Raw genomic sequence first — 13364 nt, forward strand, 5'->3', positions numbered from 1 at the left:
ACCCGCAGCCTAGGCTGTGTGCATATTGCTAATAGGAGATAAAACAATGGCATTGTCTGTTGAAAAGAAAGCTGAAATCGTTGCAGCGTACGGTCGTGGTCAGAACGATACTGGTTCACCAGAAGTTCAAGTTGCCCTTCTAACTGCAAACATTGAAGGCCTTCAGGGTCACTTCAAAGCGAACAAGCAGGATCACCACTCACGTCGTGGTCTAATTCGTATGGTTAACCAGCGTCGTAAGCTGCTGGACTACCTTAAGAAGAAAGATGCTACTCGCTACGTTGAGTTGATCGGTCGTCTAGGTCTTCGTCGCTAAGAGCTAGATACCCAGTTAGGGCCATACTTAGTATGGCCCTTTCTACTTTAAACCCTCCGCAAAACCAAATGATCTGACAGCCTGTACTCACTTGAGTTTACTGAATTCAACTGAGTACTGGCTTTAAAAGAGTGAAGATCAGGGGACGCGGAACATAGTTAATTACTAGGAGTTAATCGATGTTTAACACGGTTACTAAAACGTTCCAGTTCGGTAATGACACCGTAACGATCGAAACTGGTAAGGTCGCTCGTCAGGCGACTGGTGCAGTTATGGTTACTGTTAATGAAAAGACACAGGTTCTGTGTACTGTCGTTGGCGCAAAAACAGCGAAAGAGGGACAAGACTTCTTCCCACTTTCAGTGCACTACCAAGAGAAATACTACGCAGTTGGCCGTATCCCTGGTGGCTTCTTCAAACGTGAAGGCCGTCCAACTGAGAAAGAGACACTAACGTCTCGTCTAATCGACCGCCCAATTCGTCCACTGTTCCCTAAAGGGTTCATGAACGAAGTTCAGGTGGTGTGTACTGTGGTCTCTTCTGATAAGAATGTTGATCCAGATATCGCTGCAATGATCGGTACCTCTGCAGCACTCACCATCTCTGGTATCCCATTTGTTGGCCCAATCGGTGCAGCACGTGTGGGCTTCACGGAAGATGAAGGTTATATCCTTAACCCAACCTACGAAGCGCTAGCAAACTCTGAACTAGACATGGTCGTAGCGGGTACCAACGAAGCGGTACTGATGGTTGAGTCAGAAGCGAAAGAGCTTAGCGAAGATGAGATGCTAGGTGCGGTTCTATTTGCTCACCAAGAGATGCAAGTGGTTATCAACGCCGTTAACGAATTTGCCGCTGAAGCCGCTAAACCTAAGTGGGATTGGCAGCCAGCTGCTAAAAACGAAGCGCTGACTGATGCGATTACTGCTGCATTCGGTGCACAGGTTGAAGCAGCCTTCCAAGTAGCAGACAAGATGGAGCGTCAAGACACGCTTAAAGCACTTCGCGATGCCGCTGTAGAGCAGTTTGCAACAGGTGAAGAGGGCGCACCAGGCGCTGGTGAAGTCTCTAAAGTATTCGCGTCTATCGAGAAAGCAACTGTACGTGAACGTATCCTTAGCGGTCAGCCACGTATTGACGGTCGTGACGGTAAAACCGTTCGTCCAATCGAAGTGGAAGTGGGTGTTCTTAAAAACGTACACGGTTCAGCTCTGTTCACTCGTGGTGAAACTCAGGCAATCGTTACTTGTACACTGGGTACAAGCCGTGACGTACAGATCATCGATGCGCTTGAAGGCGAGCGTCGTGATCCATTCATGCTTCAGTACAACTTCCCTCCATACTCTGTTGGTGAAGCTGGCCGTATGGGTGGTGCAGGTCGTCGTGAAATCGGTCACGGTCGTCTGGCTCGTCGTGGTGTCTCTGCGGTACTTCCAACTCAGGAAGCCTTCCCATACACCATGCGTCTTGTTTCTGAGATCACTGAATCAAACGGTTCATCATCAATGGCCTCTGTCTGTGGCTCTTCACTTGCCATGATGGATGCGGGTGTACCAGTCAGTTCAGCAGTTGCCGGTATCGCAATGGGTCTGGTTAAAGAGGGCGATCGTTTCGCTGTCCTAACCGATATTCTGGGTGACGAAGACCACCTAGGTGATATGGACTTTAAAGTAGCAGGTACCGAAGCCGGTGTTACAGCACTGCAGATGGATATCAAGATCACGGGTATCACTGAAGAGATCATGGAGATCGCTCTAGAACAGGCACTGGACGCTCGTGTTCACATCCTACGTGAGATGGCGAAAGTGATCGGTTACGCTCGTCCAGAACTGGCTGACCACGCTCCTGCCATGACTCAGCTTAAAGTGAACCCAGAGAAGATCCGCGACGTTATCGGTAAAGGTGGTGCAACTATCCGCTCTATTACTGAAGAGACAGGCGCTTCAATCGATCTAGATGACGACGGTACTGTTCGTATCTACGCAGACAACAAAGCAGCTTCACAAGCAGCTGTTGACCGTGTTGTTGCGATCACTGCAGAAGCAGAGATCGGCAAGATCTACGAAGGTAAGGTTGTTCGCATCGAAGAGTTCGGCGCATTCGTTAACATTCTTCCTGGTAAAGATGGTCTAGTACACATTTCACAGATCGCTAAAGAGCGCGTGAACGCAGTAACTGACTACATCAACATGGATGACGTCATTAAAGTTAAGGTACTGGACGTCGATAACCGCGGCCGTATCAAGCTTTCAATGAAAGATCTTGAAGAGGACGAAACTGCAGAGAACTAATCACTGCTGATTCGCACTAAAAAAACCGCCTTTATGGCGGTTTTTTGTTGGTTCCATATCGAAGATGTGGCGATCTTTGCGGTGACTGGCCTTCAGCCTGTCATCCGCAGGTAGGCTTTACTCCTTTTCTGGAAAACGCTAAGAAAGCAGATGACAGGCTAAAGCCAGTCACTGGAGCGCTGATCTTCCTACGAAGTATGGTGACTGGCCTTCAGCCTGTTACCCGCTGTTGAAATCGATCGGGGTTTCAGCAGAGCTGAATTCCCTCCTACAATAGGACTTCGCGATAAGCCCGCAACGGAGTCCTACTGTAGGAGCGAATTGCCCCGAAGGGCAAACCGCGAAAAGATGCTCCAACACCATTAAAGAACCGAAGGTTCATCCTCAACCGGTTCTTTGTCACGCCATGCGCGGTAGACGCGATAGGCGTAGATGGTGCCTAGGACATTTAGGAAGTCTAGGGTGACGGAGATCAGCATCGAGATCATGCTGCTTGGATCGACCATCGGCGATAGGATCACCTCTAGAATGAACAGGCCACCAAAGATCAGAGCCAGACCTTTGAACATGGTCCAGAACAGGCCGTCAGTGCCTTCCCAGCTCTCTTTCATCGAGTCGATTGGCCCTTTACCTTCAATGACACAGATGGCGTTAGCCAGGGCTAAGCGAACGGCTATATAGATACCGGGGGCGATCAGCAACATGAGTCCCAGTGCTGTTACCAATGCCGAAAGCACGAAGGTTAAAAATAGTCTGCCCCAGCAGCGGAATGCCATAAACCAGCTTTGCGTGGTTGTGATCGAACCTCCATCGATGACGGCTTGCATATAGAAGATGGTCGCCGCTAGGTAGATAGGAACAAACAGCATGTCCATACCGGTTAGCAGAATCAGCTGTGCCTGCATGTTGCTCGACTCATCCACTCCGGAAATAGTGCTCATCTGGATGATCATCAGAATGATCAGAAACGGCAGTTGAATGCTCAATAGAGCACTGAAGTTGGAACGGAAGAAGAAAAACGATTGTTGTAGATAATCTTTAGTCATAAAACTCTAGCGCTTAGGCTTAGTCAGTAAATAGGTGCAAAAATGTCCTGTATCTTGGTCAAGCTCGACAGACTCGAAGTAGCTTGATGCGATACGTTTCAGTGGTACATGCTGGTTCACGACGAAACAGGCTTTCCCCTCTGCTGCTAACAGTCTAGCGGCATTTCTCGAAAAGCGGTCAGTTAAATCGTAATCGATCCCAAAACCACTATGAAAGGGCGGGTTACATAGTATCAGATCGTACTCAGAGGCCAACTCTTCACCGGCATTGGTTAAGCAAACTTCAGCCTGAAAGTTCGCTGCTGCCAAGGTTGCTTGCGTCGCTTTGATTGCTGCTGCGTTATTGTCAGTCGCTGTGATGAAAGATGCTTGGCTACAGGAAGCGAGAGTAAGATAACCTGATCCACAGCCCAGGTCTAACACACGATCGGCTCCAATCGGTAGCGGACGATTGAGGATATAAGGTAGGCGCTCAATCAGCTGCTGGCTACCTTGGTCGATTTTTTTCCAACCATATACACCGGGCTTTGATAGTAGTGAGTATTCACTTACTTTTATAACCTCTCGGACTTGATGATAGTCTTGATCATCTAACGGTGTGCCTGTTGCCTGGCCTACTGTGAGTTCGACCCTCCAGCTATCGCCGCCCAATTTAACCTCAGAGCGATCACCGTTTAGGCATTTTTGGCCATTTTTGGCGTAGCTTTTGATCCCCTCGGATTTATCACCTAATAAGATAAGGCGAGCACCGGGCTTTAACTGCTCTGCCGCCAAATTGATGAGATGATTAACAACCGCCTTCTCTTTGCTAATGCGAAACAGAATAAAATCAGTGGTTAAGTCTGTAGGCCACTCAAAGTCAGAGAGCCTGCATTGCCAGCCTTGAGCGCAAAGTGCTTGCTGCTGATCAAAGCGATTGGTCAGAGCCTGCCAACCGGAGGCGGCTTGAAGTGATTTGGGGTTGAGGTTTTCATCAACAATCAGAAGTCCGTTTGGACTAGCCTGAACCTCCTGATTGATGAGCGATTCGAAGTTAGCCATTAAAGATGCTGGCTACCTCGTCGTCAGTGAGCTCTCGCCACTCACCCTCATAGAGATCATCATCCAGTGCGATCGGTCCAATCGATTCGCGATGCAGCTCTTCTACTTTGTTACCCAGTGCTGCGAACATGCGCTTTACTTGGTGGTAGCGTCCTTCGAACAGCTCCACTCTGGCTACCTGCTCAGAGAGAATCTCTAATTTTGCCGGTTTAGTGAGCTCTTTCTCACCATTAAGCTGAATACCGCGCTCGAATTTCTCGATGTAGCTCTCATCAATCGGGTCTGCCAAGGTCGCTTCATAGATCTTACCCAGCTTATGACGTGGCGAGGTGATACGGTGACACCACTGCCCGTTATCACTGAGCAGTACTAACCCTGTTGTATCAACATCTAACCGACCGGCAATCGTGAGGTTATCGACACGTGGAAGTTCGATAAGGCCCAGCACGGACGCATGATCACCCTCATCGTGTGAGCAGACATAACCCAGGGGCTTATTAAGCATGATGTAGCGATCACGCGGGGCTTCAATTTCGTAGCCGTCCAGAATGACTTCATCCTCATCAGCCACTTTGCGTGCGGGGTTCTTTTCAAGTTCGCCATTCACTCGTACCTCTTCGGCGTGCAGCATACGCTTCACCTCTTTACGAGAGAAACCGGTGGATTGAGCAAGGTACTTATCGAGTCGCATAGGAAGGGTTCACCTGAATTAAGATTTTTGCATTATACCGGAGCAGCCAGTGGCTGCGAACAATCAGGTGATTTCTTATCTCGATTCGCTAAAATAGCAGCACAAACTGTTAGGAGTCGTGTGTGAAGCTATTTGTTGATGATCTTACCCATGTTGATTTTACCTATCTGGACGCGCAACGCGGTCTTGTGGGTGAATCCTGGGCTGTCCGTTTAGAGCTGGACGGCCAATTAAACGATGAGGGGATGATTGTCGATTTTGGCATCGTTAAAAAGCGCGTGAAACAGTGGTTTGATGCTGGCTTAGATCACTCGTTAGTGATTGCCGATAAGACACCTAACCTAAAGGTGACTACAGCAGAACAGAACACGACTGTGGAGTGGCACTACCCATCGGGTGAGCCCCTTCGTTGCAGCGCGCCACATCAAGCGTTTGAGATCCTTCCCGTGGATGCGATAGAGCCTGAACCCGTCGCTCGTTGGTGTGAACAGGAGTTGGCTGCGATCTTCCCAACGGTCAGTGGTATCAAAGTGACCCTATACCCGGAAGTGATTGATGGTGCCTACTACCATTACACACACGGTCTACAGAAGCATGACGGTAACTGCCAACGTATCGCTCATGGACACCGCTCAAGAATCCACATTCTAGTTGATGGTGAGCGTGATCTAGCACTTGAAGCGCAGTGGGCAAAGCGCTTTGAAGATATCTACATAGGGACAGAAGATCATGTCGTCAGTCGTACCGAACAGTCTGTCAATTTTGCCTACCAAGCACCCCAGGGGGCATTCAGCCTGACGCTTCCTACCTCAGTGGTCTACATGATCGACACTGAATCTACCGTTGAGTTGATCGCCAATCATCTGGCACAAACCATTGCTGCAACCCTACCTGGCAAACAGATTGAAGTGCGTGCGTTTGAGGGAATTGGTAAGGGTTCGATCGCAACGGCTTAGCGATCGAACTCAAGATTATCAATTAGACGAGCGTGACCTAAATAGGCGGCCGCTAAGATCACCAGTTGAGTGTCATCCGGTGTCGCCGGCTGAAGCGTATTGCGATTAACGATATGCACATAATCACGACGGAACCCCGCCTCTTCTAATGCTTCACTCGCTTTGACCTGTAGCACTGCAAACTCGTTGCTACCCGCTTGAACCTGATCACGGATTTGGCTCAGTTGTTGGTAGAGCGCTGGCGCTGCAGCCAGTTCGCTGTCGGTCAGATAACCGTTACGAGAGCTGAGTGCTAAACCTGAGTCAGCACGGGCTGTCTCTTCCCCAACAATCTCAATGGGCATCGATAGATCATCGACCATACGGCGAATTACGTGCAGCTGTTGAAAGTCTTTTCGTCCAAATACCGCTAGGTCAGGTTGGACCAAATTAAACAGTTTGTTGACGATGGTCGTGACACCGCGGAAGTGTCCGGGGCGGCTAGCACCGCAGTAAAGATTAGAGACTTCTGGTACTTCAACAAAGGTCTGTGAATCACGACCCTTGGGGTAGACCTCTGCCTCAGCTGGCGCAAACAGCAGATCGCAACCAAACTCCTTCAGACTCGCCTGATCCTCTTCAAGGGTTCGAGGGTATCGTTCCAAGTCGTCAGCGTTATTAAACTGTAACGGGTTAACGAAGATCGATGAGACAACAAAGTCTGAAAGCTCGCGAGCCCGAATCAAAAGATTTAAGTGACCTTGATGAAGGTTGCCCATGGTCGGCACGAAGCCGATCTTTTTACCTGCAGCACGTGCTGCAGTGACCGCAGCTCGAAGCTCGGCAATGGTCGTAACGGTTTTCATAGATTATTCGAAACTGTGCTCTGGGCCAGGGAATGTGCCGCTTTTAACGTCGGCAACGTACTGTTCAATCGCCTCTTGGATCGAGCCAGCACCTTCCATAAAGTTTTTAACGAATTTGGGACGCCGTCCAGGTGTAATACCTAGCAGATCATGCATTACAAGCACTTGAGCATCGGTAAGATTACCTGCACCGATGCCAATCACTGGGATGTCGAGGTTTTTAGTGATTTCACAGGCCAGTAGGGTTGGCACACACTCTAACACCAGCATATCTGCGCCTGCGTCCTGTAAGCGCTGAGCGTCCTCAAGCATCAACGTCGCAGCATGATTGTCGCGTCCCTGTACCTTGTATCCACCCAATTTATTGACCGATTGTGGTGTTAAACCTAGGTGTGCGCAGACAGGTACGCCTTGGCGGCTGAGTGCTGAAATGGTGTCAGTTAACCAAGCGCCGCCTTCCAGTTTGACTATGTGGGCACCAGCGCGCATCAGTTTTGCGGCACTCTCTTCCGCTTGCTGAGTGTTTGAGTAGCTCATAAAGGGCAGGTCAGACACGATCAGCGACCCTTGGTTGCCCATAGCCACCGCGCGAGTGTGGTAGGCCATATCGTCAACCGTTACCGGCAGTGTGCTGGATTCACCTTGCAGAACCATGCCCAATGAATCACCGACCAGTATCAGGTCTACGCCAGCACTGCTGGCGACATGGGCGAAGGTTGCATCGTAAGCAGTTAGAACCGCAAACTTCTCTCCCGCCTGTTTTTTCTCAATTAAACGGTGCAGGCTTGGTGTGCTCATTTAATCAGTCTCTCTATTCGATAAGATGCGCACTATTATAGTGCGATTGGTTCCAGTGTGCCCATAGGACATTCCAGCAAAATTTCGCTTAGGTGATCACCATTTGGTAGCACTAAATTGGGTTCAATTTCAGCGAGAGGGTAGAGGACAAAGCTTCTCTCACACATAAATGCATGAGGGACGGTGAGTCGCTCGGTGTTAATGGCTTGATCACCAAAGAGTAAAATATCCAGATCTAAGGTTCTCGGCCCCCAGTGTTGCACTCGAACACGATCATGGGACTGCTCTATCGCTTGCAGTTCATCCAATAGTTGTTCGGCTTCTAGGCTTGTCTCAAGGCAAGCAACCGCATTGATGTAGTCGGGTTGTCCAGGTGGGCCCACTGGGTCGGAGCGATAGAGTCTGGAGTGCTCTACTAGCTTAGAGTTGGGAATCGCCTGCAGTTCTCGCAGAGCGTCAGTCACCTGCTGTAGAGGATTCTCTAAATTGCTGCCCAAACCGACGTAGGCGCGAATCATCTTATGACTGCTCTTTTGGCTTACGATTAGGACGGCGACGGCGCGAGCGTTTGCGGCGCTCTTCAGCGGGTATCTGAGGACGAGCATTGGGTTGGCTGTTCTGGTATTCGGTCCACCAACCACTGATTCCGTTAAGATCTTCACCACTCTCTTCACGCAACACTAATAGATCGTAGCCAGCACGGAAGCGAGGGTGCTCCATTAGTTGATCGGCACGATCGCGGCGCATTAGACGGTGCTGCATCTCCCAGATTTCACGAATCGTCGTGGAGAAACGTCTTGGAATGGCAGTCGCTCGGACCTGTTCACCTAGGATCTGATTAGCGGCCTCGTGAAGTCGCTGTAGAGGCGGTAGGTCTTTGTGTCCTTCAAGATCACGCATGCGATCCACCAGCGGGTACCAAAGCATCGCTGCAAATAGAAAAGCGGGGTTGACGCTCTTATCCTGAGCAAGACGGCGATCAGTATTTCGTAACGCATTGTTAACGAGCTGCTCGACTGGGTACTCATCGCTACCTAACATGCGATCAGTGGCCGGTAGAAGGTACTTAAATAGGTCAAAACGGAGCAGTTGGCGAAGGCAGGCTTCGCCGTAACCGGTCTGGAGTAGCTTAAGTACCTCATCAAACATGCGAGCAGGAGCGACTTTGCTGATCAAACCACCCAGTTTATGAATCGGTTGGGCGGTGTCGGAGTCGATATCAAAACTCAGTTTTGCGGCAAAGCGAGCTGCACGTAACATACGAACGGGATCTTCGCGGTAGCGCTCCTCTGCATCGCCGATGATGCGAATACGCTTCTCAAGAAGATCTGGGTAGCCATTAGCGAAGTCATAAACGGAGTTATCTTCAACGTTGTAGTAGAGCGCGTTAATCGAGAAGTCGCGGCGCTTTGCATCCTCTTCGATGGTGCCGTAGACATTATCACGAAGCAGCATGCCAGAGGCGGCCTGTCGTGACTGATCCTTAGAGGTTGAAACGCTGTCGTGTCCGGCACGGAAGGTGGTGACTTCGATAACTTCGCGGCCAAAACGGACGTGGACGATCTTGAAGCGGCGACCAATGAGTCGAGCACGGTTGAATAGGGGTTCTGCTTGTTCAGGCGTTGCGGAGGTAGCAACGTCAAAATCTTTAGGGTTTTTTCCGACCAAAAGATCGCGTACACAGCCGCCGACTAGATAGCCATCGTAGCCGTTATCAAGCAAACGGTAGACGACACGCATGGCATTGTCATCCAGAGCGTGGCGAGGAATGTTATGGATCGACTCGGGAACAACGCGACGTTCACCTTCTGGCAGAATGGCTGTGACTAGATCATCCGCTTGGGTGTTTTCAATATTGGCTTCAGTGATCGGTGCCGCTTTAGTACGAAGCGCAAAGTAGAGGCCAGCAATAGCGGCAATGCCTAGAAGGAATAGAACAATTTGAGAGGTCATTTAAAAACAGTTCGAGTCTAATACAAAGGCGCTAGTCTACCAGTAGTTAGTAAGAATTAATAACCGGTCTGAAAATGTCTTATATAAAATGAATTTTAGAGGGGTAGGATTTGCGTTTGGGGGTTCGAGCGTGAGGCTGCCACCAATAATTTGGTGTTATTTTTATTGTCCCTTGCGGTGACAGTCCTCACGATCGAGTAATGCTCCATTTTTATTTTTATTCGGAGCAGGTATTTCGTCGGCACCTTTTGCTCTTGTTATTTTTATTTGAGCTAAGTATTGCGCCGTCCTTTCTTGTTGTTGTGGAGCGACTATAGGTAATCCATTAGCTCTATTCAACCCTAAAGTGAAAAAAATTTAACACTTCATACCAAAGTCTAAATAACTAGCTGTTTTTAATAACTTTTGGAACTTTTTGTATATCCCAAACGTCTAGTGCGAACTGAATAAAAGTCTCTACATCGCTCGGTATATCGCACTTTTCATCAATCTGCCCAAGCCTAACCATCGCCTTTTTAAGTTGTTTAATGATTTCCAATGGTTCTGTTGGCAAGGCGCACGCAAAGGTCTGTTTCGATAGTTTTTGTCCATCAGCGGCTAACACCAACGGCAAATGAGCATATTTCAGCAGAGGGTAGTCCTGTGTGAGCTGCAGTGCTCGCTGTTTATGCGTTTCATCAAGCAGATCTGACCCTCTAACAATGTCAGTCACTCCCTGTTCATAGTCATCCAGTACGACTGCAAGCTGATAAGCAACAATGCCATCACGACGGTAGAGAATGAAATCACCAACCCCTTCTGAAGGAGTCGGCTGAGAGCCTTGAAGGAGGTCATCAAACCCTGAACATTGCTCCACTTTAAATCGGACTGCGGTTGGCTCTTTATTGGCAGGGTGCAGCAAACAGTACCGATCGTAATGCGGTAAGGCGTGCCGACTCTTTAAGTCCGTTCGGCTACAACCACAGCGATATGCCTGCCCTTGAGCGATGAGCGACTGAAAGAGATCAGTGTAGCGATCGATTCGGTCAGTTTGACGCATGACCGTTTTATCCCAATGGAGACCGTAGGCTTCTAGCGCTTCAAGAATCGCCTTTTCATGCGCCTGCTGACAGCGTGGTTGATCAAGATCCTCTATTCGGACTAGCCAAAGTCCATGATGCTTTTTAGCTTCTAGGTAACTGGCCAGCGCGGTTAGCAGTGAGCCTTCGTGAAGAGGGCCTGTTGGAGAGGGGGCGAATCGACCAATGTAGTTCATTGTATGAATATAAAGGACATAAAAAAGCGCGGTACAAACCGCGCTTCTATTATTTGCCTGTCTGCTTTTCTTTTATCTCTGCAAGCGTCTTGCAGTCGATACAGAGAGTTGCCGTTGGTCGAGCTTCGAGTCGGCGAATACCGATCTCTACACCGCAGGCTTCACAATAGCCGAAATCGTCTTCATCGATTGACTCGAGTGCTTTATCGATCTTGCGAATCAGCTTGCGCTCACGATCTCGTGTGCGAAGTTCAAGGCTGAACTCCTCTTCCTGGCTGGCACGATCGGCAGGGTCAGCAAAGTTGCTAGCCTCTTCCTTAAGGTGGTTGATGGTCATATCGACCTCTTCCATCAGTTCGCGCTTCCACTCTTTAAGAATAAGTCGGAAGTGATCCTTCTGCGCATCGTTCATGTACTCTTCTGAGTCTTTGATGTCGTATGGCGCAATGTGAGTAAAAGATTCAGTATTACTGCTTGGCATAGTGTCTGCCTCGTACCCTGTGATTGTATTATTGCTCTCGATTATTGGGTAATACGTTGGATCGAGAGAGTCCGTTTTTTAGTAAGTCAGCGAAGTTACCAGAACAGTATAAAGATGGCTAGTCTCTGTTGGTGTAACAAGTATACTGTGTCGATTCGATCGGGAGGTGATATGTCTAAGAGTTGGAGTCAGCGTTCGCAGTTAATTGAATCCTTTAAAGTGATGGATCTGCTTAAACACGCTCATGCGTTAGCCGATCAGGGGCGCTCTATCATCCATTTAGGGGCGGGCGAACCCGATTTTGGTGCGGCACCCCAGGTGATCGAGGAGGCAAAACGTCTGCTGGACACTACCCCTATGACCTACACACCGGCAGCAGGTATTTCGGCTCTTCGTGAAAAAATTGCAGCCTTTCACCAACAGCGTTACGGGCAGAAGATCGCCGCAGACAATGTGTTAGTCACAGCAGGTGCTTCAGCTGCACTGCAATTGACCTTTGCCCTGTTAGCCAATCGTGATCAAAAGATATTGATGGCCGATCCAGGCTACCCCTGTAATCGTCAATTTTTGCGCATAGTGGAGGCCCAAGCGGTCTCTATTCCCGTGGATCATGAACAGAACTACCAATTAACCGCTGAATTGGTTGAGCAGCATTGGGATGAACAGACTGCAGGCGTTCTTATTGCCTCGCCAGCTAACCCAACCGGAGCGGTCATCGATCCACAAGAGCTTGCCAATATTGCAGCAACGGTCTCTCGTTTAGGTGGCACCTTGGTTGTTGATGAGATCTACCACGGCCTAACCTACGGTGCAGAGACTCCCAGTGCCTTTAGCATCGATACAAACTGCATCGTGATCAACTCGTTTTCAAAATATTTCGGCATGACGGGCTGGCGCTTGGGTTGGTTGGTAGCGGATGCATCAGCGGTGGCTGAAATGGAGAAGATGGCACAAAATCTCTACATCTCTCCCACGACCTTGTCTCAGTATGCTGCGCTCAGAGCATTCGAACCTGATGCGATTGAACTGTTCGAGTTGCGAAGAGAGGAGTTGCAGCAGCGACGTGATCGCCTGTTAGAAGGGCTCAAGCGAATTGGTTTTAAAGTCCCTAGAACGCCAGAAGGTGCCTTCTATATTTATGCCGATGCTTCTGATCTGTGTGATGACAGTTTTAGTTGGTGCTGGGAGTTACTAGAGAGGGCGGGCGTGGTCGCGACGCCTGGTGCCGATTTTGGTGAGTATCAGGCGCACAAATTTGTTCGCTTCGCTTACACTACTTCGTTGGCAAATATTGATGAAGCACTTAACCGAATTGAACAGTTTGTCAGCGACACTAGGTGTTAGATCGTTAACCTAATATTCCCATCGATAATTTCAAAGGGGATCGCCTCTAACCGTTCACCTGGGCAAGGGCCCGCGATGCACTCGCCCTCGTTTATCGTGAATAGCGCGCCGTGCGTGGCGCATTGGATGAACTGCTTTTCGACATCCAAGAAAGTGTCTGGTTGCCACTCTAGGCGAATACCGCGATGGGGGCAGCTGTTTTTGAAAATTGAGATTTGGTCGCCCTGTTTTACAACAAAAAGGGATAGGCCCTCCCGTTCAAAACCACGGCTTTCACCGTCGACTAAATCCGATACACTGCAGAGAATCATGGGTTACACCTAAAATTTTTCCAAATTTTAATGCTT

General features: G+C 49.2%; 14 protein-coding genes. 4 read left to right on the forward strand and 10 right to left on the reverse strand.

Features of this window, described 5'->3' with window-relative positions:
• Positions 1-46: 46 nt before the first annotated feature.
• Together rpsO and pnp are read left to right on the forward strand one after the other, a co-directional pair.
• Positions 47-316 (forward strand): 30S ribosomal protein S15, encoded by a 270-nt coding sequence (rpsO, locus tag XMG59_RS07695; protein WP_173480245.1) that lies wholly within the window; start codon positions 47-49, stop codon positions 314-316.
• 179 nt (positions 317-495) lie between these two features.
• Positions 496-2607, forward strand: a complete 2112-nt coding sequence (gene pnp / locus XMG59_RS07700) for a polyribonucleotide nucleotidyltransferase (RefSeq protein WP_173482972.1) — start codon at positions 496-498, stop codon at positions 2605-2607.
• 362 nt (positions 2608-2969) lie between these two features.
• On the opposite strand, the gene XMG59_RS07705 is transcribed toward pnp, so the two are convergent.
• Genes XMG59_RS07705 through rsuA form a run of 3 tightly spaced genes read right to left on the reverse strand, consistent with a single transcriptional unit; the run spans position 2970 to position 5385 of the window.
• Positions 2970-3653 carry a YciC family protein gene (locus XMG59_RS07705; protein WP_173480247.1) on the reverse strand — a complete coding sequence of 228 codons (684 nt, stop codon included), beginning with the start codon at positions 3651-3653 and terminating at the stop codon, positions 2970-2972.
• A gap of 6 nt (positions 3654-3659) precedes the next feature.
• Positions 3660-4694, reverse strand: coding sequence for a methyltransferase (locus XMG59_RS07710; RefSeq protein WP_173498472.1), 1035 nt, complete (start codon positions 4692-4694; stop codon positions 3660-3662).
• A complete protein-coding gene (gene rsuA / locus XMG59_RS07715) occupies positions 4687-5385 on the reverse strand; it encodes a 16S rRNA pseudouridine(516) synthase RsuA (protein ID WP_173482970.1) in 699 nt (232 codons plus the stop codon). The genes XMG59_RS07710 and rsuA overlap by 8 nt, the downstream gene beginning before the upstream one ends.
• Before the next feature lie 122 nt (positions 5386-5507).
• Between rsuA and XMG59_RS07720 the strand changes: the two genes are divergently transcribed.
• Positions 5508-6341, forward strand: a complete 834-nt coding sequence (locus tag XMG59_RS07720) for a 6-carboxytetrahydropterin synthase (RefSeq protein WP_173498473.1) — start codon at positions 5508-5510, stop codon at positions 6339-6341.
• Here XMG59_RS07720 and panC read toward each other — a convergent pair.
• The 6 genes from panC to dksA form a co-directional block, all read right to left on the reverse strand.
• On the reverse strand, positions 6338-7186 hold the full coding sequence (panC, locus tag XMG59_RS07725; protein ID WP_173480251.1) for a pantoate--beta-alanine ligase: 849 nt from the start codon (positions 7184-7186) through the stop codon (positions 6338-6340). The two genes, XMG59_RS07720 and panC, sit on opposite strands and share 4 nt — an antisense overlap.
• 3 nt (positions 7187-7189) lie before the next feature.
• The gene (gene panB / locus XMG59_RS07730) at positions 7190-7984 is read right to left on the reverse strand and encodes a 3-methyl-2-oxobutanoate hydroxymethyltransferase (RefSeq protein WP_173482967.1); all 795 of its coding nucleotides are present in this window, start codon (positions 7982-7984) and stop codon (positions 7190-7192) included.
• A gap of 35 nt (positions 7985-8019) precedes the next feature.
• Positions 8020-8502, reverse strand: coding sequence for a 2-amino-4-hydroxy-6-hydroxymethyldihydropteridine diphosphokinase (gene folK, locus XMG59_RS07735; protein ID WP_173498474.1), 483 nt, complete (start codon positions 8500-8502; stop codon positions 8020-8022).
• A gap of 1 nt (position 8503) precedes the next feature.
• Positions 8504-9937, reverse strand: a complete 1434-nt coding sequence (pcnB, locus tag XMG59_RS07740; RefSeq protein ID WP_173480254.1) for a polynucleotide adenylyltransferase PcnB — start codon at positions 9935-9937, stop codon at positions 8504-8506.
• 385 nt (positions 9938-10322) lie between these two features.
• The gene (gene gluQRS, locus XMG59_RS07745; protein WP_173480255.1) at positions 10323-11192 is read right to left on the reverse strand and encodes a tRNA glutamyl-Q(34) synthetase GluQRS; all 870 of its coding nucleotides are present in this window, start codon (positions 11190-11192) and stop codon (positions 10323-10325) included.
• Between the two features lie 49 nt (positions 11193-11241).
• The gene (dksA, locus tag XMG59_RS07750; RefSeq protein WP_173480256.1) at positions 11242-11673 is read right to left on the reverse strand and encodes an RNA polymerase-binding protein DksA; all 432 of its coding nucleotides are present in this window, start codon (positions 11671-11673) and stop codon (positions 11242-11244) included.
• Positions 11674-11844: 171 nt separating this feature from the next.
• Here dksA and XMG59_RS07755 point away from each other — a divergent pair, with 171 nt between their 5' ends.
• Positions 11845-13017 carry an aminotransferase class I/II-fold pyridoxal phosphate-dependent enzyme gene (locus tag XMG59_RS07755; protein WP_173489049.1) on the forward strand — a complete coding sequence of 391 codons (1173 nt, stop codon included), beginning with the start codon at positions 11845-11847 and terminating at the stop codon, positions 13015-13017.
• Here the strand turns inward: XMG59_RS07755 and XMG59_RS07760 are convergent.
• Positions 13014-13328: a Rieske 2Fe-2S domain-containing protein gene (locus XMG59_RS07760; RefSeq protein WP_173489050.1), complete on the reverse strand. Its 315-nt coding sequence runs from the start codon at positions 13326-13328 to the stop codon at positions 13014-13016. The genes XMG59_RS07755 and XMG59_RS07760 overlap by 4 nt on opposite strands.
• Positions 13329-13364 lie beyond the last annotated feature (36 nt).

Origin of the sequence: Marinobacterium sp. xm-g-59, from assembly GCF_013283315.1 — a bacterium.
GTDB lineage: Bacteria > Pseudomonadota > Gammaproteobacteria > Pseudomonadales > Balneatricaceae > Marinobacterium_E.

Bases quoted from the DNA above. Each gene is read 5' to 3' on its own strand.
- rpsO (WP_173480245.1), top strand. From the start codon at position 47: ATGGCATTGTCTGTTGAAAAGAAAGCTGAAATCGTTGCAGCGTACGGT.
- pnp (WP_173482972.1), top strand. From the start codon at position 496: ATGTTTAACACGGTTACTAAAACGTTCCAGTTCGGTAATGACACCGTA.
- XMG59_RS07705 (WP_173480247.1), bottom strand. From the start codon at position 3,653: ATGACTAAAGATTATCTACAACAATCGTTTTTCTTCTTCCGTTCCAAC.
- XMG59_RS07710 (WP_173498472.1), bottom strand. From the start codon at position 4,694: ATGGCTAACTTCGAATCGCTCATCAATCAGGAGGTTCAGGCTAGTCCA.
- rsuA (WP_173482970.1), bottom strand. From the start codon at position 5,385: ATGCGACTCGATAAGTACCTTGCTCAATCCACCGGTTTCTCTCGTAAA.
- panC (WP_173480251.1), bottom strand. From the start codon at position 7,186: ATGAAAACCGTTACGACCATTGCCGAGCTTCGAGCTGCGGTCACTGCA.
- panB (WP_173482967.1), bottom strand. From the start codon at position 7,984: ATGAGCACACCAAGCCTGCACCGTTTAATTGAGAAAAAACAGGCGGGA.
- folK (WP_173498474.1), bottom strand. From the start codon at position 8,502: ATGATTCGCGCCTACGTCGGTTTGGGCAGCAATTTAGAGAATCCTCTA.
- pcnB (WP_173480254.1), bottom strand. From the start codon at position 9,937: ATGACCTCTCAAATTGTTCTATTCCTTCTAGGCATTGCCGCTATTGCT.
- gluQRS (WP_173480255.1), bottom strand. From the start codon at position 11,192: ATGAACTACATTGGTCGATTCGCCCCCTCTCCAACAGGCCCTCTTCAC.
- dksA (WP_173480256.1), bottom strand. From the start codon at position 11,673: ATGCCAAGCAGTAATACTGAATCTTTTACTCACATTGCGCCATACGAC.
- XMG59_RS07755 (WP_173489049.1), top strand. From the start codon at position 11,845: ATGTCTAAGAGTTGGAGTCAGCGTTCGCAGTTAATTGAATCCTTTAAA.
- XMG59_RS07760 (WP_173489050.1), bottom strand. From the start codon at position 13,328: ATGATTCTCTGCAGTGTATCGGATTTAGTCGACGGTGAAAGCCGTGGT.